Annotated in this window: 12 protein-coding genes; 5 read left to right on the top strand and 7 right to left on the bottom strand. The window is 63.8% G+C overall.

Features of this window, described 5'->3' with window-relative positions; all coding sequences use genetic code 11:
* The 3 genes from ACTJKE_RS02845 to ACTJKE_RS02835 all read right to left on the bottom strand — a co-directional run bounded on the left by ACTJKE_RS02845 (position 1) and on the right by ACTJKE_RS02835 (position 11,412).
* Positions 1 to 1,155 carry an OpgC family protein gene (locus tag ACTJKE_RS02845; protein ID WP_057254865.1) on the bottom strand — a complete coding sequence of 385 codons (1,155 nt, stop codon included), beginning with the start codon at positions 1,153 to 1,155 and terminating at the stop codon, positions 1 to 3.
* Positions 1,156 to 1,529: 374 nt separating this feature from the next.
* A complete protein-coding gene (ndvB, locus tag ACTJKE_RS02840) occupies positions 1,530 to 10,157 on the bottom strand; it encodes a cyclic beta-(1,2)-glucan synthase (RefSeq protein WP_112995634.1) in 8,628 nt (2,875 codons plus the stop codon).
* 361 nt (positions 10,158 to 10,518) lie between these two features.
* Complete coding sequence (locus ACTJKE_RS02835) at positions 10,519 to 11,412, bottom strand: LysR family transcriptional regulator (protein ID WP_112995633.1); 894 nt, start codon at positions 11,410 to 11,412, stop codon at positions 10,519 to 10,521.
* 113 nt (positions 11,413 to 11,525) lie between these two features.
* Between ACTJKE_RS02835 and hglS the strand changes: the two genes are divergently transcribed.
* Genes hglS through ACTJKE_RS02815 form a run of 4 tightly spaced genes read left to right on the top strand, consistent with a single transcriptional unit; the run spans position 11,526 to position 17,178 of the window.
* Positions 11,526 to 12,926, top strand: coding sequence for a 2-oxoadipate dioxygenase/decarboxylase HglS (hglS, locus tag ACTJKE_RS02830; protein WP_112995632.1), 1,401 nt, complete (start codon positions 11,526 to 11,528; stop codon positions 12,924 to 12,926).
* Positions 12,927 to 12,936: 10 nt separating this feature from the next.
* A complete protein-coding gene (locus tag ACTJKE_RS02825) occupies positions 12,937 to 14,358 on the top strand; it encodes an FAD-binding oxidoreductase (RefSeq protein ID WP_113132346.1) in 1,422 nt (473 codons plus the stop codon).
* 28 nt (positions 14,359 to 14,386) lie between these two features.
* Positions 14,387 to 15,919: an L-piperidine-6-carboxylate dehydrogenase gene (amaB, locus tag ACTJKE_RS02820; RefSeq protein WP_057254860.1), complete on the top strand. Its 1,533-nt coding sequence runs from the start codon at positions 14,387 to 14,389 to the stop codon at positions 15,917 to 15,919.
* A gap of 26 nt (positions 15,920 to 15,945) precedes the next feature.
* On the top strand, positions 15,946 to 17,178 hold the full coding sequence (locus ACTJKE_RS02815; protein WP_112995630.1) for a pyridoxal phosphate-dependent aminotransferase: 1,233 nt from the start codon (positions 15,946 to 15,948) through the stop codon (positions 17,176 to 17,178).
* A 233-nt stretch (positions 17,179 to 17,411) separates the two neighbouring features.
* Here the strand turns inward: ACTJKE_RS02815 and ACTJKE_RS02810 are convergent, their stop codons facing one another.
* Positions 17,412 to 17,960: a cupin domain-containing protein gene (locus ACTJKE_RS02810; RefSeq protein ID WP_057255083.1), complete on the bottom strand. Its 549-nt coding sequence runs from the start codon at positions 17,958 to 17,960 to the stop codon at positions 17,412 to 17,414.
* 148 nt (positions 17,961 to 18,108) lie between these two features.
* On the opposite strand from ACTJKE_RS02810, the gene ACTJKE_RS02805 reads away from it, so the two are divergent.
* A complete protein-coding gene (locus ACTJKE_RS02805; RefSeq protein ID WP_112995629.1) occupies positions 18,109 to 19,446 on the top strand; it encodes an aspartate aminotransferase family protein in 1,338 nt (445 codons plus the stop codon).
* Positions 19,447 to 19,554: 108 nt separating this feature from the next.
* Here the strand turns inward: ACTJKE_RS02805 and ACTJKE_RS02800 are convergent, their stop codons facing one another.
* From ACTJKE_RS02800 to ACTJKE_RS02790, 3 genes are read right to left on the bottom strand one after another with little or no spacing between them, the layout of a single operon-like run.
* Positions 19,555 to 20,820, bottom strand: a complete 1,266-nt coding sequence (locus ACTJKE_RS02800; protein WP_112995708.1) for a glycerate kinase type-2 family protein — start codon at positions 20,818 to 20,820, stop codon at positions 19,555 to 19,557.
* A 9-nt stretch (positions 20,821 to 20,829) separates the two neighbouring features.
* On the bottom strand, positions 20,830 to 21,147 hold the full coding sequence (locus ACTJKE_RS02795) for a Dabb family protein (RefSeq protein WP_057254857.1): 318 nt from the start codon (positions 21,145 to 21,147) through the stop codon (positions 20,830 to 20,832).
* Between the two features lie 7 nt (positions 21,148 to 21,154).
* Positions 21,155 to 22,810, bottom strand: a complete 1,656-nt coding sequence (locus ACTJKE_RS02790) for a GMC family oxidoreductase (protein WP_112995628.1) — start codon at positions 22,808 to 22,810, stop codon at positions 21,155 to 21,157.
* Between the last annotated feature and the right edge of the window lie 83 nt (positions 22,811 to 22,893).

The following is a 22,893-nucleotide window of genomic DNA, read 5'->3' as shown; positions in this document are numbered from 1 at the left end:
TTACGCCGCCCGCAGCGGCTTTGCAGTAGCAATGCCGCGCAACCATTCGAGATAATAGGCATAGGCGAAATGCAGCCCGATGCCGACGAGCACGAAGAGGCTGCCGAAGATCGGGTTTCTCCCGGTGACGAACAGCAGCACCTGGCCGGACATCGCCAGGATCGTGCCGAAGATGAAGATCGGCAGCGAGTGTCGCCCGACAACCGCGAGCGGATGATCGCTGTCGAGTTTGGCGAGGTTGCTGATGCGAGGCGTCACGGCGACGATGTAGGCAAGCGCCAGCACATGGAGCAGCCGGGGGCCCGACAGGAAGGTCTTGTCAAAGCCGGTCAAGACCGCTGGAAGACCGAAGGAAAGGTCGATGCTCCAGAAGGAGAAGAGCACCCAGACAGCGGAGACCGCAAGATAAGCGCCCGACAGGACGATCAGCCAGGGCCATCGGGGGAGTGATCCACCATTGCGAACGAAGGTCATCATGACGATGCCGATGACGAACAGGAACTGCCAGGACCAGGGATTGAGGAACCAATAGCCCTCGTCGAGGAAATTCGACGGCACGAACTTGAAGATGCCTGCGGCGAGCCACAGGGCGGCCGACAGCGACAGCAGCAGTTTCTTGCTGACGCCGTTCAGCCAGAGAATACCCGGCAGCATCAGGAACAGCGCCGCATACATCGACAGGATGTTGTTGTAGCCGAGCTGATACCCCAGAAGCACCATGGCGACGATGCCCTGTTCCGTCTGTTCCACCATCGGCCGAATGTTGATCTCGCCGATCAGATCCTGCCGGCCGAAATAGATCGCCCCGGCCGCAAAAATCGCCAGCGTCACGATGCTGGTCATGATGTGGGCGACATAAAGCGCCAGCGCCCGGCGCCAGATTTTCAGCGTCATCGCCAGCCGTTCTCCGGCGGCGAACTTGCCGCCATAGGCGATCCCGACCGACAGGCCGGAGATCAGCACGAAGGCTTCGGCGGAATCGGAAAAGCCGAAGTTCTTGTGCGTCAGATATTCGAGGTACTGTCCCGGAACGTGGTTGACGAAGATCGTCAGCAGGCACAGCGCCCTGAACACGTCGAGGCGTGTGTCACGCTCGTTGGGAACCATTCGGGCGGACGTCGGGTTGACACCACCCTGAAAAGTCTTTTGCAGCATGCGGTCCGTTTTCCAGGATTTGGCGCCCCTGCCCCATCCCTGTTGAAACGGGCACCGACAGCCCGCGCCGTCATTCAAACGCGCGAGATGCCCGGCACCATGAACTAGGTGGGATGAGGAACATGTTGCAGTTCTCCGCCCCATCCCGCTCCGATGATCTAGAGCATCCCGCTTTCAAGTGAAGTCACTGGAAGCGGATAAGATGCTCTGGCTTCAAAGTGTTAGAGCGCCCTTTGCGCGTTCGTCTGAACGCCTGGCGCTCCAAGACACGACACCCGGCCGTCGGGGTCATGCCGCCCGCATTTCCGCAAAGAAAAACCGGCCTTGCCCTTGCGGGAACAAAGCCGGTCTCATCCTGTCTTCAATGCCGGCCGTTACAGCAAAATGCCTTCATGCGCGTTTTTTGTGACACTATTGTTTATGCTGACAATCGGCTCGCCACTTTTCTGGTCGCGCTGCACCGAAATCTTGTGCCGCGCGCCGTTGAGCGTCACTTCTGCGGAGTAGCCGTCCCAGGCCGCCGGCAGCACCGGCCGAATGACCAGCTTGTCGCCCTGTCTGCGGATCCCGAGAATACCTTCGACGCCGACGCGGTAGAGCCAGCCAGCCGAACCGGTGTACCAGGTCCAGCCGCCGCGTCCCGCCAGATCGCCTTCGCCATAGATATCGGCGGCGACGACATAGGGCTCGACGCGGTAGTGTTCCGCCGCCTCGCGGCTCTGCGCATGCGAGACCGGGTTCAGCATCTGGAAGACGCGCCAGGCTTCTTCCGCCCTGCCCTGTTCGGCGAAGGCCAGCGCCACCCAGGTGGCCGCATGGGTATATTGCCCGCCATTTTCGCGCACGCCGGGCGGATAGGCCTTGATGTAGCCTGGATCCTGCGACGTCCGCTCGAGCGGCGGCGTGAACAGCCGCACGATGTGCTGGTCCGGATCGACCAGTTCGGCCATGACCGCATCCATCGCCTTGAGCGAACGCTGCTCGTCGCCTTCGCCTGAGAGGACGCTCCAGGACTGGCCGATCGAATCGATCCGGCACTCGAGCGCCTCGCTGGTGCCGAGCGGCGTGCCGTCGTCGTAATAGCCGCGACGATAGTAGTCGCCGTCCCAGCCGGCGGTGTCGAGCGCCTTCTTCAGGGCTTCGAGATGCGCCTCCCAACGGGTGACGCGTGCCTGGTCCTTACGCTCGCGAGCGTAAGGCAGGAAGCCGCGGAGCGTGCCTGCGAGGAACCATCCAAGCCAGGTGCTGGTGCCCTTTCCGGCAGCACCGACACGGTTCATGCCATCGTTCCAGTCACCGCCGAGGATCAACGGCAGGCCGTTCTCGCCGGTCCGCTTGATCGCGAGGTCGAGCGCACGGGCGCAATGCTCGTAGACGTCGCCGACCTCCTCGGAAATCTCAGGCTTGTAGAAGGCGTCGTGCTGGCCCTCTTCGAGAGCCGGACCGCTGATGAAGGCGATCTGTTCTCTCAGGATGTCGGAGGTACCGGTCACCGAGCAGTAATGCGTAACGGCATGGGCGAGCCAGACGACGTCGTCGGATATCATCGTGCGCACGCCGGCGCCGGTTCCCGGCAGCCACCAGTGCTGCACGTCGCCCTCGACGAACTGACGAGCCGCAGCATTCAGGATCTGCGCCCGGGCAAGCTCCGGCCTGTGGATCAGGAAAGCCAGCGTGTCCTGCAGCTGGTCGCGGAAGCCGAAGGCACCGCTCGCCTGGTAGAAGGCGGAGCGGGCCATGATGCGGCAGCCGAGGCTCTGGTAGGGCAGCCAGTTGTTGATCATGGCGTCGAAGGCCGGATCCGGCGTTTCCACCTTCACGATATCGGTGAAATCGCGCCAGAACGTCTTGGCCGCCCCGAGCACCGTGTCGAATGCAGTCTCACGCAACTCACCGAGTACGGCACGAAGCTGATCCTCATTGTCGGCATCGCCGAGAATGAAGGTGACCTGCTGCTCGGCACCGGGTTCGATGGTCAGATCGGACGCAATGACCGCGCAAGGGTCGCCGTCTACGTCGACCGAACCCGAGAGATCGGCACCCGAAAGCACCGCCTGCGGCACGAGGATGCCGCCGAGCGAGCCCAGGAACTCCCGCCGGCTCGCGGTGTAACCGGCAGCCTGGCCGCCATCGGCGGTGAAGAACGCCGAACGACCGGCATAGTCGATGCTGTAAGGGTTGGTCGCAACCAGCGCCGCGGTCTCCTCATCCCACTTCGAGAGGATGAAGGGCGCCGAGCGGGCGCGGTTGTTACCGAGTACCCACTCGTTATAGCCGTAGAGCCTCAACCGCCGCGCCGTCTTCGCGCGGTTGCGGATCGAGACGCGGACGAGCTTTGCCGGCAAGCTGCGGTGCACCGTATGGGTCGCCTCGATCTCGAGGTCGTCCTGGGTGCTGCGGAAGCGCGAATAGCCGAGCCCATGCGCCGTTTCGAAGACGACGGAGCGGCGACGCGAGAGCGACGCATAGGGCGTCGATACCGAACCACTCTCCATGTCGCGGATGAAGATCGCCTCGCCCGGACGGTTGATGACCGTGTCATTGGTCCACGGCGTCAACTGGTAGTCGCGCGAATTGCGGCTCCAGGAGAAGGCCGCGCCTTCCGCCGAAACGTGGAAGCCGAACTGCTCGTTGGAGATGACGTTGATCCAGGGCTGCGGCGTCGCTTCGCCGCCACGAAGGCGCACGACATATTCGCGACCGCCTTCGGCAAAACCACCGAAGCCGTTCCAGAAGGAAAGGCCATCGCCCTTGATCTCGGCCGGGGCAACGTCTGCCTTCTCCTGCGGCGCCGCCAAAAGCGGTCCCACGAACTCGCCGCTCTTCTCCGCACCCTTCGCCGGCGCCGGCGAATAGAGCGAGTTGGCGCGGGCGATCTGGTCGGAGATCGTGCCGTTGCGGGCATGGAACACGGCGCGCGAGGCCGACAGCAGGGTCGACCAGGTCTCCGGTTCCATCAGGTCGCGGCGCACCGAGAAGATATGCTGGCGCGGGCCGTCCGAAAGGCCGCGAAGCCTCAGGTTCTCGCACATGGAATCCAGCGCATGCTGCATATCCTGCGCATAGGACGAGGCCCGCTCGTTGATGATGACGAGGTCGGCGGTGATGCCGCGGGCGCGCATATATTCCTGGGCGCGCAGCGCTTCACGTGCGATGCCGAGATCGCCGTCGTCGTTGATGCGGAGGCAGAAGATCGGGTAGTCGCCCGAGATCGCCAGCGGCCAGAGCTTCGACTGGGAGTCGAGGCCTGCCTGCACCGTCGCCGTGTCGGCACGCAGATGCATGTCCGGATAGACGAGGTAGCGGCCGAGCATCTGGAAGCTCGCGGCCTCCTGCGATGTCACGCCGACATGGCGCATCTGCACCTGGCTGCGGGTCCAGGCGTGGATGAGTTCCTGGTTGAAGGTCTCCGGATGGCGATAGCGGTCGATCGCGCGATCGACCTCCTCGCGGCTCGGCGCAGCGATTGTCCAGAAGACGACGCTGACCTTCTTGCCGGCGGGCACGCGAACGACGCGGCGCAGCGACATGATCGGATCGAGCGTAAAGCCGTCCGTGCCCGAAAGCACTGCGTCCGTGTCGAACGCGGCAGCTTCGGCAAGCGTCCGGCCCGGGCCGATGAAGCGGCGACGGTCGGTCTCCGCTTCCGTATGGCGATCGCTGCCGGCATTGTCGGTGACGAGATGCGCCACTTCCATGTCCGGGTCGCTGGAGCTGCGCTTGTTGCGGCTGACGCGAATGACGTCGCCGCGGCGGCTGATTTCCGTGCGCACGAACATCTTCGAAAAGGCCGGGTGCGCGCTGTCGGCCTCGTCGATCGAAAGCACCGGCTCGGCATAGGAGGTCACTTCGATGAAGCGATCCTGGGTGCCGGTGTTGAGCAGGATGACCCGGCGCCCTTCGGCGTCGTGTTCGGTGGCGACGATGCACTCGACCTCGCTGGTGAGGTCGCCGACGGTCTTGACGAATTCGGCCTTGTCGTCGCCGAAGCGGGTCAGCACCTTCTCGCCGGCCGCACGGCGCGGCTCCGATGTCGCGGACCACCAATCGCCGGTCGTCGTGTCGCGCAGGAAGATGAAGGTGCCGGTGCGGTCCTCGACCGGATCCGGCTTCCAGCGGGTGACGGACTGGCCGTTCCAGCGGGCATAGCCGGCGCCGTTGGCCGTCAGCATGACTGAGTAATGGCCGTTGGAGAGAAACACGGTCTCCCGGTCCTGTGCCAGCGGGTTCTCGATGATGCGGACTTCCGGACGCAGGAGATCGTCCTGACCCTTGCCGACCGATTCCGGCTCGCGCTTGGCATTCATGATCGGGATGTCGCGCGGCGCCTTTTCCTGCAGCAGCAGTTCGGCGGCCTCGATCACCGGATCGGCGTGGAACCACTCGCGCAGACGGCCATTGAAGACGACATTGGCGACAGCCGCGATCGACATGCCATGGTGGTGCGCATAGTAGTTGCGCACGACCGCACACTTCTGGCCCTCGGGCACACGCGTCGGCGTGAAGTCGACGGCATCATGGAAGCCGTAGACACCGAGTGCGCCGACCTCGCGCAGACGTCCGAGGTTGGCGAGCGCCGATTTCGGATCGTACATGCAGGCGAGGATCGAGGCGTAGGGCGCGATGACCGCGTTCTGGCCGAGGCCGCGCTTGAGCCCGAGCGTCGGCACGCCGAAGTTGGTGTACTGGTAGGTGAGCTCGTGGTCGCGCGCGTTGAACGCGGCTTCCGAAATGCCCCAGGGCGTGCCCAGACGGCGGCCGTGGTTGATCTGCTCCTTCACAATCAGATTGTTGGTCTGGTTGAGGATACCGCCCTGCCGCTCCTGCATCACCAGCGGCGGCATGAGATATTCGAACATCGAGCCCGACCAGGAGATCAGCGCGCCGCGCGCGCCGATCGGCACGATCGGACGGCCGAGCTTGTACCAGTGCTCCGTCGGCAAGTCGCCCTTGGCGATGGCAAACAGGCTGGTGAGACGTGCTTCCGAAGCGAGAAGGTCGTAGCAGGCCTCGTCGAGCTCGTTGGCGTTGACCCGGAAGCCGATCGACAGCAGGCGCCGCTCCGGCCGGAACAGGAAGCCGAAATCCATCGAGAAGGCGATGTCGCGGGCGCGATCCTTCAGCACCAGCAGGCGCTGGCGCAACGATTCGATCGCACCGAGATCGAAGACACCGTCGGAAATATGGGCTTCGCAGGTGCTGACGAGCGCATTTGCCCACTTCGTCACTTCGGTGCTCTGCGGCGTGCGCACCTCGTGGTCGAGGTTGACGGTGAGCTTGTGCATGTCGCGCGCCAGCACCGCGAGGTTGATCACCCGGATCGACGCGAACTCGCGCTCGCGCTTGACCGCGGCAAGCGCGTTCTGGAAGCCGACGATGCGTTCCTCGATCAGGCGACGCAGCGGCCGGACCGTCTTGCGGTCGTCGGGCAGATCGCGCAACACCTCCTGGAGGATCGCCACCACGTCGCCGATGCCGTCCAGGCTGCCCTGGACATGCGCCGACGGCGCCTCGGCCCAGTCGCGGCACATCGACGATACGGCAATCAGGTGACCGGCAAGGTTGCCGCTGTCGACCGACGAGATGTAGCGCGGCTCCATGGTGTCGAGCGTGTTCGTCCGATACCAGTTGAACAGGTGGCCGCGATACTTCGGCAGGCGGTCGATGGTGGCGATCGTCTGCTCCAGCCGGTTGATCGTCTCCTCGAAGCCGATCCAGCCGAAATCGCGTGCCGACATCACCGACAGCAGGTAGACGCCGATATTCGTCGGCGAGGTGCGCTCGGCCAGGACCGGCTGCGGCGTTTCCTGGAAGTTGTCCGGCGGCAGGAAGTGCTGCTCGGCGGTCACGAAGGTCTCGAAATAGCGCCAGGTGCGCCGGGCAATCAGGCGCATCTCGTCGATCGCTTCATCGGAGACGACGAGCTGGTCCTCGGTTTCGGCCGACTGGCTGACGAACCAGGCGACCGCAGGCGAAAGCGCCCAGAGCAACGCGAAGGGAATGCCGATGAACGGCAGGCCGGTGTCGGAGATCGCGGCAAGCGCCAGCGAAAGCGCCGAAAGCGCCGGCGCGATCCACATCGCGCGGTAGTAATCGCCAATCGTGCCGTGGCCGGCACTCTGCACCTGCGCGGCCGTGCGCCATTCGAGCATCAGCTTGCGGCTGACGAAGGTGCGGTAGAGCGAGCGCGCGATCGCGTCGCCCATCATCGCCGCATTGTGGGCGATGAAGACGATGCGGAGCGCCACTTGTGCATTGGCAGCGCGGACTTCCGTCAGCACCGCGTGAAGGTGGGCGCGGGCGACGATGTCGTTGCGGCGCGGCAGGAGGCCGTTGATCAGCGACAGGGTCGGGGCCACGAACAAGCTGAAGATCAGGACAATCTGCCAGATCAGCGCCTCGGTCGGCTCCATGTAGTACCAGCCCATCACCGAGGCGACGAGCCAGGCAAGCGGGATCAGCGAGCGACGCAGGTTGTCGTACATCTTCCAGCGCCCGAGCATCGACAGCCCGTTCGAGAAATTGAAGATGTAGGGCAGCAGCTGCCAGTCGCCACGCGCCCAGCGATGCTGGCGCGACATCTCGACCTCGTAGCGGGTCGGGAAGTCCTCGACGAGCTCGACGTCGGTTACCAGCGCGCAACGCACATAGGAACCTTCGAGCAGATCGTGGCTGAGAACGGCATTTTCCTGGATCCGGCCCTTCAGCGCCGCCTCGAAGGCGTCGACATGGTAGAGGCCCTTGCCGGTGAAGCTGCCTTCGCCGGCGATGTCCTGGTAGACGTCGGAAACGGTGAAGACATAGGGGTCGATGCCGCGGTTGGCCGAGAAGATACGCTGGAAGGCGGAAGCTTCGCTGCCCGTTGTCAGCGACGGCGTCACGCGGGGCTGCAGCAGGCTGTAGCCGGCGATCACGTCCTGTGTCTTAGGGTCGACCACCGGACGGTTGATCGGATGGTAGATCTTGCCGACGAGCTTCGTCACCGCATCGCGCATCAGGCGCGTGTCGGAATCGAGCGTCATCACGTACTGCACGTTGTCCGGCACCGTGTTGGCGCCCTGCAGGAACGAGGTGTCGCGGTCGCCGCGAAGCAGCATGTTCAGTTCGTGCAGCTTGCCGCGCTTGCGCTCCCAACCCATCCACACGCCTTCCTGCTCGTTGAACAGGCGGCGGCGATGCAGGAGATGGAAGCGCGTCTTGCCATCATAGGCGTAGCGCGCCGAAAGCTGAGCGATCTCGCGCTTGGCGTAGTCGAGCACATCGGAATCGGTGCTCGACTCCTCAACCTTGCTATCGGCCCAGTCGCTGAGCAGCGCGAAATAAATCTCGCCGCGCGGGTTGGCGAGGTAGTGCACCTCGAGATTGCGCACGAGTTCGTCGACATGGTCGCGCTTGGCAATCAGGCAAGGTACGACGACGAGGGTGCGGGCATGCTCGGGAATTCCGTCGAGGAATTCATAGCCGACAAGTCGCGATGGTCTGACGAACAGCGTCACCAGCGTGTTGAACAGGCCCATCGCGCCTTCGGACGCCGGCAGCGCGAACAGAAGCAGCATGATCAGCTTCGCGCCGTTCGGAATATCCATCGGACTGACGAAGGAATAGACGGCGATCATCGCCAGGATCGTCAAGAGGATGTTCGGGCCGGCGATCGCGAACCAGTCGAGCTTGCGGCTGATACGGATGATGGTCTGCAGCAGCGACGGTCGATAGCCGATCTTCTTCTCGAGCACCTTGCGCTGCTTGCCGACGAGGAAGGATCCGACGTTCGGCTCCTGCAGCGGCACTTCGGTCTCGGCCGCAGTCTCCGCCTCGCGCACCATCTCGATGGCGATCTGCGTCACCTCGTATTCGCTGTGACCGGAACGACGCGCGAGCTTCTCGATCGTGTCGCGATACTTGTTGCGCGAGCCGAAATCGAGCGCCGCATAGTCGGAGCCCTCGCGTAGCGCCGCGTCGATCTTGCTGACGCTTTCGAACCAGACAGCCCAGTCGGTATCGTCGATCTCGCGCAGGCTGCGGATGATGTTGCTCATCGTCGCATTGCCGGACGACAGGCGGTTCTGTTCGGCGACCAGCGCGTTTTCGACGTCGCTGCCGCGCCTCTCAAGCTGTTCCTCGATCCAGCCGATGACGGCACCGGAGGTCTGCGAGCCGTCACGCGTGCGGTAGAGCAGTTGCGCGACGAAGGTGTTGTCGGCAGCCAGCGCTTCCGATTCCGCAAGCAGCGCCCGATATTTCTCCGGATCGTTCAGGCGGATGATCTGGTCGGCAATGTCGTTCGCCTTTCGGCGCATGCCGCGCGAGCGCTCGACGCGGATGGCGATCCGGCGGAGGTTCTCGATCAGCACGAAGCGCAGGATCGACGGCAGCGCCCAGAGTTCGCCGATCTTGAAGGTGTCGTGCTTCTGGAAGCCTTCGACCATCGCCGTGATGCTATCGCGCGTCACCGTGCTGTGGGTGTGGGCGACATAGAGCCAGGCGAGCGCCATGGTGCGCGGGATCACCGTACCGGAAACCGAAAGCGTCGGCAGCTGGCGATAGAACCGACGCGGGAAATCGCGCCGGACCTCCTGGATCGCCTCTTCGACGACGTGGTGGTTGTCGAGCAGCCATTCGGCGGCCGGCGTGATCGTCGCCCCGGCTTCCACGTCCGCAGCGGTCGCGCGGTAGACGCGCAGGATCTCGCTCTCGTTTTCGCGATGCCGCGGCCGGAACTCGAACGGGAAGAATCCCGGCAGCGAGGAGGCACCCTTCACTGCGAGATCCTCGCCGCATTGCCGGAGGTCCTCCATCGAGAAGAAGGTGGCGCGGATCGAATCGTTGTAATCGATCTGCTTTGCTTCCGGTTCGCGCGGAGAGGTGGGCGGCGTTGTTTGAAGCTGCATGGGTACGGGTTCTGAATCCAACCGGGGTTGATCGGCCCGGTCCTCTTGGGGTTGCCGGGTTGGCTGCGGACCTGAGAAGTCAGGCTGAGCCGGCGCATTGCTAGACACGGTCATGTGTCCTCCCATCCACCGTCAATTCCCGCATGTGGGGAATTGGCGGTAACAGGCACCGCCCTCGACTGGGCATCGGAGATCGCAAAGCCGGCGGCGCATTGGTTTTCAAGGCCGCGGTGATGCATGAAAATGGCATTTTTTAGCCGTGGTGCCAACAGCTTGCAAGGATTGCTCATACAAGTTCGGACGATTTGCGCACAAACGAATCAAGCCGAAACCGGCCGCTGTGCGCGCCCCCAATGGCACTTCGATACAGCTCTCTCAATTGCCCTCTTCTCAAGCTTCATCGCGAATGGCAGACGAGGCGAAACGTGAAGCGGCGAGGAAGGTTCCCTCGATTCGTAGAAAAGCGTCGATCCGCTCAGCCCACTTGCTCGGTGATCCACTCCCGGAAGGCCAGGCTGATGGGGTTTTCGAGCTTACCCTCGGGCACGGCCAGATAATAGCTGTTTTCCGTCTTCATCGGCCGGTCGAGCACGATGCTGAGCGTGCCGGCGGCGATTTCCTGCTCGATCAGGTAACGTGGCAGCAGCGCGAAACCGAGCCCCGCCGTCGCCGCTTCGATCACCATGGAGAACTGGTCGAAACGGTTGCCGCGATAGGCGCCGCGGCCGTCCATGTCGTTGGCCTCGAACCATTGCGCCCAGAGCTTCGGCCGCGTGGCGAGATGCAGCAATGGGCCGGCGACGAGATCCTCGGGGGTCTCGATCGAATGGTTCGCCAACAGGGCAGGACTCGCTGCCGGCACGATGATCTCGCTGCACAGATAGCTGCAGGTGGCGCGCGCCCAGACCGGTTGGCCGTAATGAATGGCGAGATCGAAGTTCTGCTCGTCGAAATCGAAGGGCGCGGAACGGGAGGCGATGTTCAGCACCGTATCCGGATGGCGCTTGAGGAAATCGGGAAGGCGCGGCACCAGCCAGCGGCTGCCGAAAGTCGGGAGCGACGCGATCGAGAGCGTCGAGTCTGCCCGCGCCGAAGCCATGGCGCGCACCATCAGTTCCTCCGTCTGATTGAGGAGACGGCGAACCTCGGGCAGGAACTTCTGGCCGGCATCCGACAGGATCACCCGCTGGCGCACGCGCTCGAACAAAAGCACGCCGAGCTGATTTTCGAGATCCTTGATCTGCCGGCTGACGGCGCTTTGGGTAAGGTTCAGCTCGGCGGCGGCCTGCGTGAAGCTGCCGTGTCGCGCCGCGCATTCGAACGCCTGCAGCGTCGTCACGTCGGGAACCAGCCTGCGGCTTAACTTCATTCCAGCCTCGCATCAACATAGTCAGAAGCAACGCGATCAATGGCCAGTTCGATCGGATATGATCCGAAATGAGAATGACCTTGTCCTTCACCCATAGCGCGAGGCGAGCCCCAGTGAAAGAGAATAGTTTCGTATCGGCCGACGACATCCGTTCGTCCTTTTCCGCAGCCATGTCGGTCATGTACCGCGAAGAGGTGCCGGCCTACGGCACGCTGATGGAACTGGTCGCCAAGGTAAACGACGATACGCTCGCCGCCGACCCGGTCCTGAAGGAGCGTCTGGACGCCACGGATTCGCTCGACCGCATCTCCGAGGAACGCCACGGCGCAATCCGTCTCGGCACACCCGCCGAGCTATCGATGATGCGTCGCGTCTTCGCCGTCATGGGCATGTACCCGGTCGGCTACTACGACCTGTCGACTGCCGGTGTCCCGGTGCACTCGACGGCCTTCCGCCCCGTTGGTGACGCCGCTCTGAAGCGCAATCCCTTCCGCGTTTTCACCTCGCTTCTGCGCCTGGACTTGATCGCTGACGAGAGCCTGCGCGCCGAATCACAGGCGATCCTCGCCGAGCGCCGGATCTTTACGCCCGTCGCTGTCGAACTGACCGAAAAGGCTGAACGTGACGGCGGTCTCGACAAAGCCGACGCTGAGCGTTTCGTCTCAGAAGTGCTCGAAACCTTCCGCTGGCACGACAAGGCCAATGTCAGCGCCGACATGTACAAGCGCCTGCACGACGCCCATCGTCTGATCGCCGACGTCGTCTCCTTCAAGGGTCCGCACATCAACCACCTGACGCCGCGCACGCTCGACATCGACAAGGTGCAGGCGCTGATGCCGGAATACGAAATCGCGCCGAAGGCCGTCGTCGAGGGCCCGCCGACCCGCAAGTGCCCGATCCTTTTGCGCCAGACCTCGTTCAAGGCATTGGAAGAGCCTGTTTCCTTCAAGGATGCCGACGGCGCCTGGAAGGCCGGCTCCCACACCGCCCGTTTCGGCGAGATCGAACAGCGCGGCATCGCGCTGACCCCGAAAGGCCGCGCGCTCTACGACGACCTGCTCGACGCCTCGCGCAAGATCGTCCGCCCGGCCGCCGACGGCTCCAATGCCCGCGAATACGAAGCAGCCCTCGCCAAGGCTTTTGAGCCCTTCCCGGACACTTGGGCAGGCATCCGCGAAGCCGGCCTCGGCTATTTCAGCTACTCGCTGACGGAGAAGGGCCGCAAGGCCGGCGTCTCCCCGGCGCGTGACATCGAAGCGCTGATCGCGAGCGGTCTCGTCCAGTTCGACGCGATCGTCTACGAAGACTTCCTGCCGGTCAGCGCCGCGGGTATCTTCCAGTCGAACCTCGGCGACGGCGCCCAGCAGGACTTCGTCGCCAGCCCGAACCAGAAGCGCTTCGAAAGCGATCTCGGCGCCACCGTGCTCAACGAATTCGACCACTATGCCGGCATCGAGCAGGCTTCGATCGAAAGCTGCATCCGGGCCTTGACCGGCGCGATCGCTGCGGAATGATGCTTTTCTGATGATCGACAAACGGCACATCGACGCGCTCGCCGACATCCTTGGAAACAAGGGTGTCGTTACGCGTCCTGAAGACCTGGAAGCCTACGAGACCGGCGCGCGCTACGATCGCGGCCGGACTTCGCTCGTGCTGCGGCCGGCAACGACGGAAGAAGTCTCTGCTGCGGTCGCCTATTGCGTCACGAACGGCATCGCGCTGATCCCGCAATCCGGCAACACGGGCCTCGTTTCCGGCTCGACCCCGGATCAGTCGGGCGACGAGGCCGTGCTCAGCCTCGACCGGCTGGCGAAGCGCTTCGAGCTCGACCTCGACAATCGCTCGGTGCGGCTCGACGCCGGCTTTCGGCTGTCCGATCTCAACCGGCGCCTGGAAGAGCACGGCCTGTTCTTCCCGATCGATCTCGGCGCCGACCCGCGTATCGGTGGCATGATCGCCACCAATACCGGCGGTTCGCGCTTTCTGAAATATGGCGACGTGCGCCGCAACACCCTCGGGCTCAAGGTCGTTCTCGCAGACGAGGACGGCACCGTGCTCGACCTGCAATGCGACCTGCGCAAGAACAACACCGGCGTTGACTGGAAGCAGCTCTTTATCGGCACTTCGGGCGCCTTCGGCATCGTCACCGAATGCGTGCTGAACCTAGAACGCCTGCCGCAACAGACGGCAACCGCGCTGCTCGTTCCGGCAAGCGGCGCCCATGTACTGCCGTTGCTCCGAGCCATGGAAGAGCGGCTCGGCGCCTATCTCTCGGCCTTCGAGGGCATGTCGAAGAACGCCGTCACGGCCGCCTTCGCCCATGTGCCGTCGCTGAAGAACCCCTTCCAGGGCGGCAACGTTCCCGACTATGTCATCCTCGCCGAGATCAGCCGCACCTGGGCACCCCGCGACGGCGAACAGTCGCTCGACGCCGTGCTGGAATCGGCGCTCGCCGAGATCTGGGAAATGGAAGAGGCACCGCTCGCCGATGCCTTCGTCGGCCCGCCGCACGAGATCTGGGCGCTGCGCCACGCGCTGTCCGAGGGCGTCAAGCATCTCGGCAAGCTGATCGCCTTCGACGTCTCCTTCCGCAGGGGTGACATCATGGCCTTCTGCGACCATATGAAGGCAGAAATGCCGGCGAAATTCCCTGATGTGACCGTCTGCGACTTCGGCCATATCGGCGACGGCGGCGTGCACTTCAACCTCGTCGTGCCGAAGGACAGCGACCTTCTCAAGGACGAGACCTTCGAATCCCGGCTTCGCGAATGGGTTTTCGCCGTCGCCGTTGAGGAGTATCACGGCAGCTTCAGCGCGGAACATGCGATCGGCCGCCGCAACCAGGCCTATTACGACTTTTATACACCAGACAAACTCAAGGACATGGCCGCGGGCCTGAAGTCGCTCACCTCGCCGGGAAAGCTCGGCAGCGTGCGCTTCGGATAGGTCAAGCCAGGAAAACGGGAGTCAGACCATGAACATCGCAACCAAAAAAGTCGACGTGACCAAGGAAGCCGCAGCGCTTCTCGAAAAGATGGGCGTCGCCAAGGAACTCTACACCGGCGGCGACATGCCGTCCTACAGCCCGGTCACCGGCGAAAAGATCGGCAACCTCAAGACGGTTTCGGCCGCGGAAGCCGCTGCCAAGATCGAAAAGGCTCATGAAGCCTTCAAGGCCTGGCGCCTGGTTCCGGCACCGAAGCGCGGCGAACTGATCCGCCTGCTCGGCGAAGAACTGCGCGCCTTCAAGGCCGACCTCGGCCGCCTGGTTTCGATCGAAGCCGGCAAGATCACCTCCGAAGGCCTCGGCGAAGTCCAGGAAATGATCGACATCTGCGATTTCGCCGTCGGTCTTTCCCGCCAGCTATACGGCCTGACGATCGCCACCGAGCGCCCCGGCCACCGCATGATGGAAACCTGGCATCCGCTCGGCGTCGTCGGCGTCATCTCGGCCTTCAACTTCCCGGTCGCCGTCTGGTCGTGGAACACGGCGCTGGCGCTCGTCTGCGGCAACTCCGTCGTCTGGAAGCCGTCGGAAAAGACCCCGCTCACGGCGCTTGCCTCGCAGGCAATCTTCGAGCGTGCACTCGCCCGCTTCGGCGATGCGCCGGAAGGCCTGTCGCAGGTTCTCATCGGCGACCGCACCGTCGGCGAAGTCCTCGTCGACAACCCGAAGGTTCCGCTCGTTTCGGCGACCGGTTCCACCCGCATGGGCCGCGACGTCGGCCCGCGCCTTGCCAAGCGTTTTGCCCGCGCCATCCTCGAACTCGGCGGCAACAATGCCGGCATCGTCTGCCCCTCGGCCGATCTCGACATGGCCTTGCGCGCCATCGCCTTCGGCGCCATGGGCACCGCCGGCCAGCGTTGCACCACCATGCGTCGTCTCTTCGTGCACGAGAGCGTCTATGACCAGCTCGTTCCGCGTCTGAAGAAGGCCTATGGCTCGGTCTCGGTCGGCAACCCGCTGGAATCGACCGCCCTCGTCGGCCCGCTCGTCGACAAGGCTGCTTTCGACAGCATGCAGAAGGCAATCGGCGAAGCCAAGACCCATGGCGGCACCGTCACCGGCGGCGAACGCGTCGAACTCGGCTATGATAACGGCTACTATGCCAAGCCGGCCCTCGTCGAAATGCCGAAGCAGGCTGGCCCGGTGCTCGAAGAGACCTTCGCGCCGATCCTCTACGTCATGAAGTACAGCGACTTCGACGCCGTCGTTGCCGACCACAATGCGGTCGCGGCCGGCCTGTCGTCCTCGATCTTCACCCGCGACATGCAGGAATCCGAACGCTTCCTGGCGGTCGACGGCTCGGATTGCGGCATCGCCAACGTCAACATCGGCACCTCGGGTGCTGAAATCGGCGGCGCCTTCGGTGGCGAAAAGGAAACCGGCGGCGGTCGCGAATCCGGCTCGGACTCGTGGAAGGCCTATATGCGCCGCGCCACCAACACGGTGAACTATTCGAAGGCTCTGCCGCTGGCGCAGGGCGTGTCGTTCGACATCGAATAATCGGCGCACCCAGGTAGGATTCGATCATGACCATCAATCAAACGGTCAAGGAGGCGGGCTTTCAGCCCGCCTCGCGGATCTCCTCGATCGGAGTCTCCGAAATCCTGAAAATCGGCGCCCGCGCGCAAGCGATGAAGCGCGAAGGCAAGCCGGTCATCATCCTCGGTGCGGGCGAGCCCGACTTCGACACGCCCGACTACGTCAAGGATGCCGCCTGCGAGGCGATCAAGCGCGGCGACACCAAGTACACCGCGCTCGACGGCACGCCGGACCTGAAGAAGGCAATCCGCGAAAAGTTCCAGCGTGAAAACGGCCTTGCCTACGAGCAGGACGAGATCACGGTGGCAACGGGCGCCAAGCAGATCCTGTTCAACGCCATGATGGCGTCGATCAATCCCGGCGACGAAGTGATCATCCCGACGCCCTACTGGACCTCCTATTCGGATATCGTCCAGATCTGCGAAGGCAAGCCGGTTCTGATCCCCTGCGACGCCTCCTCCGGTTTCCGCCTGACTGCCGACAAGCTCGAAGCTGCAATTACGCCGAAGACGCGTTGGGTGCTGCTCAACTCGCCGTCGAACCCGTCGGGCGCCGCCTACAGCGCTGCCGACTATCGTCCGCTTCTCGACGTGCTCCTGAAGCATCCGCATGTGTGGCTGCTGGTCGACGACATGTATGAGCACATCGTCTATGACGGCTTCCGCTTCGTCACCCCGGCCCAGCTTGAGCCTCGGCTCAAGGACCGGACGCTCACGGTCAACGGTGTCTCCAAGGCCTATGCCATGACCGGCTGGCGCATCGGTTATGCCGGTGGCCCGCGCGACCTGATCAAGGCTATGGCCGTGGTCCAGAGCCAGGCAACTTCCTGCCCTTCGTCTGTCAGCCAGGCCGCCTCGGTGGCAGCGCTGACCGGCCCGCAGGAATTCCTGAAGGAACGCACTGCCAGCTTCCAGCACCGCCGCGATCTCGTCGTGGCCGCCCTCAACGCCATCGACGGTCTTGACTGCCGCGTTCCGGAAGGTGCCTTCTATACCTTCTCCGGCTGCGCCGGCATGCTCGGCAAGGTGACGCCATCGGGCAAAAAGATCGAGACGGACACGGACTTCTGCGCCTACCTGCTCGACGATGCCCACGTGGCCGTCGTTCCAGGCTCGGCCTTCGGTCTCTCGCCGTTCTTCCGCATCTCCTACGCGACGTCGGAAGCGGAACTGCAGGAAGCACTGAAACGCATCGCCGACGCCTGCGCGCGGCTTTCGTAACCGGCTGATCGGCCCCTCACCCTAGCCCTCTCCCCGCTTGCGGGGAGAGGGGACGGTCGAGTGTGCAGCATCGGCCCCACTTGCCAGGCAGGTCTTCGCATCCGCGCCGGAATTGCTACCTCCCGACAAAGCTTGAGAGCGATTGGGAGGTAGACCGCATATCCCTTCGCCCCGCCTGCGGGGAGAAGGTCGCGGCAGCGGGATGAGGGGCTTTCCGATCTCAACCCTGCCCCTCAAAACGTCGGCGGCGTACAAGCGCTGATCACCTCGCAAGGCACCGGCCCAACACAGCGAAAGCGATGCGGCCGCCGGCTCTCAAAGTAATACGCATCCCCCGGCCCCAGTATCCGCCGCTCGTCATCGACGGTCACCTCGATGCGGCCCGAGAGTACGATGCCTCCCTCCTCGCCATCATGCACCAGCGGCACCTTTCCGGTGTCGGCGCCCGGCTGGTAACATTCCTTCAGGATCTGCAGGCTGCGGCCAAAGAGGTTCTCGCCGATCTGCCGGTAGGAAATCGGCCCCTTGCCGATTTCGACCAGTTCCTCCGCCGCATAAAACGCCTTGCGCGGCTTCTCCGGCTCGAAGGAGAAGAACTCCGCAAGCCCGATCGGAATACCGTCGAGGATGCGCTTCAGAGCCCCGACGGACGGATTGGAGGCGTTCGATTCGATCAGCGAGATCGTCGAGTTGGTGACGCCGGCGCGCTTGGCGAGTTCGCGTTGCGACAGATTGTGCATCAGCCTCAGATGACGAAGCCGGTTTCCGATGTCGACTGTCATGCAGATCAAACCTTGGTGTTCAGGTTGTTCGAAATAGCGCAAACACACTGCATCGACCCGATGAAATTCAATGAGTTAAGTGACAGCAGAAAAGGACTTGTTTGGCAAATCAAATCATGGCGTCAATCGCCGACCTTAGGAGGATGCCATGAACCAGCACACCAAACCCAACGCTCCCATACTCGACAGCTATTGGATGCCGTTTACCGCCAACCGGCAGTTTAAACAGGCACCGCGCCTGCTCGCGTCCGCCGAGGGCATGCACTACACCAGCACCGATGGCCGCACGATCCTCGACGGCACCGCCGGCCTCTGGTGCGTCAACGCCGGCCATGGTCGCCGCCAAATCGCAGCCGCGGTTGAGCGCCAGCTATCAACCATGGATTTCGCCCCCTCCTTCCAGATGGGCCACCCGATCGCCTTCGACTTCGCCGAACGCCTTGCGGAGATCGCCCCCGGCCCCGAGGGACAGAAGCTTGATCGCGTGTTCTTCACCGGCTCCGGTTCCGAATCGGTCGACACGGCGCTGAAAATCGCGATCGCCTACCAGCGCGCGATTGGCCAGGGCACCCGCACCCGCCTGATCGGCCGCGAGCGCGGCTATCACGGTGTCGGCTTTGGCGGCATTTCGGTCGGCGGCATCCTCAACAACCGCCGCGTCTTCCCGCAGCTTCCCGGTTCGGACCACCTTCGCCACACCCACGACCTCGCCAAGAACGCCTTCGTCAAGGGCCAGCCGGAGCACGGCGCCGAACTTGCCGATGATCTCGAGCGGCTGGTGGCGCTGCACGGCGCCGAAACCATCGCCGCCTGCATCGTCGAACCGGTCGCCGGCTCGACCGGCGTGCTCATCCCGCCGAAGGGTTACCTGGAACGCCTGCGCGCCATCTGCGACAAGCACGGCATCCTCCTGATCTTCGACGAAGTCATCACCGGCTTCGGCCGCTTGGGCGCCCCCTTTGCGACGGATTTCTTCGGCGTCACGCCCGATCTGGTGACGACCGCCAAGGGGCTTACCAACGGCGCGATCCCGATGGGCGCTGTCTTTGCCAGCCGCAAGGTGCACGATGCTCTGATGCATGGTCCGGAAAACGCGATCGAGCTCTTCCACGGCTACACGTACTCCGGCCACCCGGCCGCTTGCGCCGCCGGCATCGCCACGCTCGACATCTACCGCGACGAGGGCCTGATGACCCGCGCTGTCGAGCTGCAGGACGCCTGGCACGATGCCATGCATTCCATGAAGGGCCTGCCAAACGTCATCGACATCCGCACGATCGGCCTGATTGCCGGCATCGAGCTGCAGTCGCGCGACGGCGCTGTCGGCGCCCGCGCCTATGACGTCTTCGTCGATTGCTTCGAAAAGGGTCTGCTGATCCGCGTCACCGGCGACATCATCGCCTTCTCGCCGCCGCTGATCGCCGAAGAGAAGCATTTCGCCGAGATCGTATCGATCCTTGGCGATGCGCTGAAGCGCGCCAAGTAAGTCAAAGCGAAGCAAGTCAAAACAGCGCCGCCGCGGATATCGGCGGCGGCGTTTGCATTTCACATGCGGCGCCGAATCCGGCTAACATCTCTGCGAGAAAGCCGCGTCCTAGCGGATCAGCAGCGCCCGGAAATCGTTGACGTTCGTTCCGGTCGGTCCGGGCGCGAAGAGATCACCACTCGCGGCAAAGGCCGACCAGGCATCATGGCGGGCGAGGTGCAGGCGCGGATCGATGCCGGCCGCCCGCATGCGGGTTATGCTCTCACCGTCGGCAAAGGCGCCGGCATTGTCCTCGGAACCGTCGATGCCATCCGTATCCGCCGCAAGCGCATCAATGCCCGCAACGCCATCGATATCGAGCGACAGCGACAGCAGCAATTCGCTGTTGCGCCCACCCTTGCCGTAGTCCTTGCCTGAGATCGTCACCGTCGTCTCGCCGCCGGAAAGCAGCACCACCGGCTTCTCGAAGGGGCGGCTCCTGAGCGCCACTTCACGAGCGAGCGCCGCATGCATGCGGCCGATATCACGCGCCTCTCCCTCGATCGCATCGGATAGAATGCGCGCCTCGATACCGAGTTCGCGCGCCTTAGCCGCGGCCGCTTCGAGCGACACGCTCGCCGAGGCGATCACGTGGCATTCATGTCCGGCAAAACGCAGATCGTCCGGATCGGGCGCTCTTGCCGCTTCCGAGCGCAGATGCGCCATCACCCCATCGGGCAGCGCCATGCGGTAACGAGCAACGATATCAAGTGCCTCCGCCGGCGTGCTGCGATCCGGAACGGTTGGACCCGAGGCGACGAAGGCCGGATTGTCGCCGGGCACGTCGGAGACCACCAGGGTGACGACACGCGCCGGGAAAGCCGCCGCAGCGAGCCGACCGCCCTTGATGCGCGACACGTGCTTGCGGACCACATTCATCGCTGAGATCGGTGCACCGGAAGCAAGGAGCGCTTTGTTGACCGCAATCTCGTCGGCAAGCGTCAAGCCTTCAGGCGGCGCCGGCAGCAGGGCCGAGCCGCCGCCGGAAACCAGCGCAACCACGAGATCGTCGGCTGTCAGGTTGGAGACGGCGTAAAGCAGCACGCTCGAGGCCGCGAGGCCGGCTTCGTCCGGCACAGGGTGGGCCGATTGCAGCACCGTGATCCGCTCGCAATGTTCGATCGGGCCGTGTCGTGCCACCACCGTCCCGCGCAACGGATGCTTCCAGAGCCGCTCAAAGGCGGCCGCCATCTGGCTCGCCGCCTTGCCGGCGCCGACGACCACGGTCCGCCCCTTTGGCGGATCGGGCAGATGCGCCTTGATTGCCTCATAGGGGTCGGCGGCTCTTACGGCTTCCTCGAATAGCCGGGTCAGGAACGGGCGCGCTTCGAGCATGATCGTCACTCAATCGGCAATTTCGAGGTCGTAGACGAAGATACCGGCAACGCCGCCTTCGGCCGCAGCGACGATCTTGGCGCCGGTCTTGCGGTGCGCCTCGTCTTCCAGGTAGGCGTCGCGGGCCGCCGCATCGGTGAAGTCGACGATGAAACCTAGGCCATGGCCCTTGTCCATGCCCACTTCCGGGCTGACATTGCCACCGATATGGGCTGCCATGAAACCCGGCAACCGTGATTTCAGCGCGACGATCTCGTCGAAGATCGTTGCTTTCTCCTCCTCGGAGATTTCGGGGCGGAAGCGGATGAAGACGCAATGGCGGATCATGGGGACCTCAACGGATATCGGCGCGGGCGCGCGGGCGGCTGTCGTTACGTTCGTGGGCAAAGATGGCAGGCGGCAGGGGCTGGCGCTCGCGAATGATGTCGGCGCCCTTCTCCCCCATCATGATCGTCGGCCCGTTGGTGTTGCAAGAGGGAACGCGCGGCATCACCGAGCTGTCGCAGACGCGCAGTCCCTCCAGCCCCCGCACCTTGAGATCGAGGTCGACCACCGCCATGGCGTCCGTCCCCATCTTGCAGGTCCCAACCGGGTGGTGATCCGTCTTGGCATTGGCGCAGCCGTAGTCGAAGAACTGTTCATCGCTGATGACCGAATTGCCGGGAAGACGTTCCGCCATCACGAAAGGCTTCAGCGCCGCCTGCTGCATGATCTCGCGGGCGATCTTCAACCCCTCGATCGACATCTTGCGATCGTGCGGATCCTCCCAATAGTTGGGGTCGATGAGAGGCGCTGCCGCCGGATCGGAGGACGAAAGCCGGACCGTGCCGCGTGAGCGCGGATGCAAATAGGCGGAATTGAGCGTCACGCCGGCGTTCTTCAGCTTTTCGACGCCCGCCTCGATGCCGGAGCCAAGCCCCAGATGGAACTGGATATCCGGCGAGCGCGCATTGGGATCGGCATACCAGAAGCCCCCGGTTTCAAAGAGCGAGGACGCCACCGGTCCGGAACGGAACAGCACATATTGCAGTCCGGCCCATAGCGTACGATGAAGTTTCGCCACACCGTCATAGGTGTGGTCGCCGGTGCATTCGGAAATGACGAAGAGATCGAGGTGGTCCTGCAGGTTGCCGCCAACGCCGGGCAGGTCGTGCTTCACCGAGACGCCGACCGACTTCAGGTGATCGGCCGGGCCGATGCCGGACTGTAGCAAGAGCTTTGGCGAACCGATGGCGCCGGAGGAAACAAGCACTTCCCGCTCCGCCCGGATGATCTCGCTGCCCTTGCCCGTGACGACTTCGACGCCGACGGCGCGGGTGCCCTCAAGCACGATACGGGCGACGCGCGCGCTGGTGCGGACCGTCAGATTACGTCGATCCTTGATCGGCGAGAGATAGGCAAGCGACGCGCTCGACCGGCGACGGTTGCGCTGGGTAAGCTGGTAGAAGCCGACGCCCGCCTGCTGGCGGCCGTTGAAATCGTGGTTGTAGGGAATGCCGAGTTCCTGGCCGGCCCGAATATAGGCGTCGCAGATCGGCAGGGCAGAGACCGGCATTGAGACGCCGAGCGGGCCGCCATAGGCGTGATAGTCGTCGGCAAAGCGCTGGTTGTCTTCGCAGCGTTTGAAATAGGGAAGTACGCTGCGATAGTCCCAGCCGGTGCAGCCGTCCTCGGAAGCCCAGAGATCGTAGTCGGCGGCATTGCCGCGGGTATAGAGCTGGGCATTGATCGAGGAGCCGCCGCCGATGACCTTGGCCTGGGTATATCGCAGCACCCTGCCCTTCATGTGCTTCTGCGGCACGGTCTCCCAGCCCCAGCTGGCCACCCCCTTGGTCATCTTGGCAAAGCCGGCCGGCATGTGGAACAGCGGATTCCAGTCGCCGCCGCCGGCCTCCAGCAGCAGGACGCGCACCGACGGATCCTCGGAGAGGCGGTTGGCAAGAACGCAGCCGGCCGGGCCGGCACCGGTGATGATGTAGTCGTAGCTCATTCCCTGTTTTCCTCCGCCGCCGCCATTTGGAACGTTCCAAGTTTTCGACGTGATAACTCCAAACCCTGCCCGCTTGCGAGCGT

This window comes from Ensifer sp. 22521 (assembly GCF_052044795.1).
In the GTDB taxonomy this organism is placed as follows: Bacteria; Pseudomonadota; Alphaproteobacteria; order Rhizobiales; family Rhizobiaceae; genus Ensifer.
This window is presented reverse-complemented; position numbering and strand designations above follow the sequence as displayed.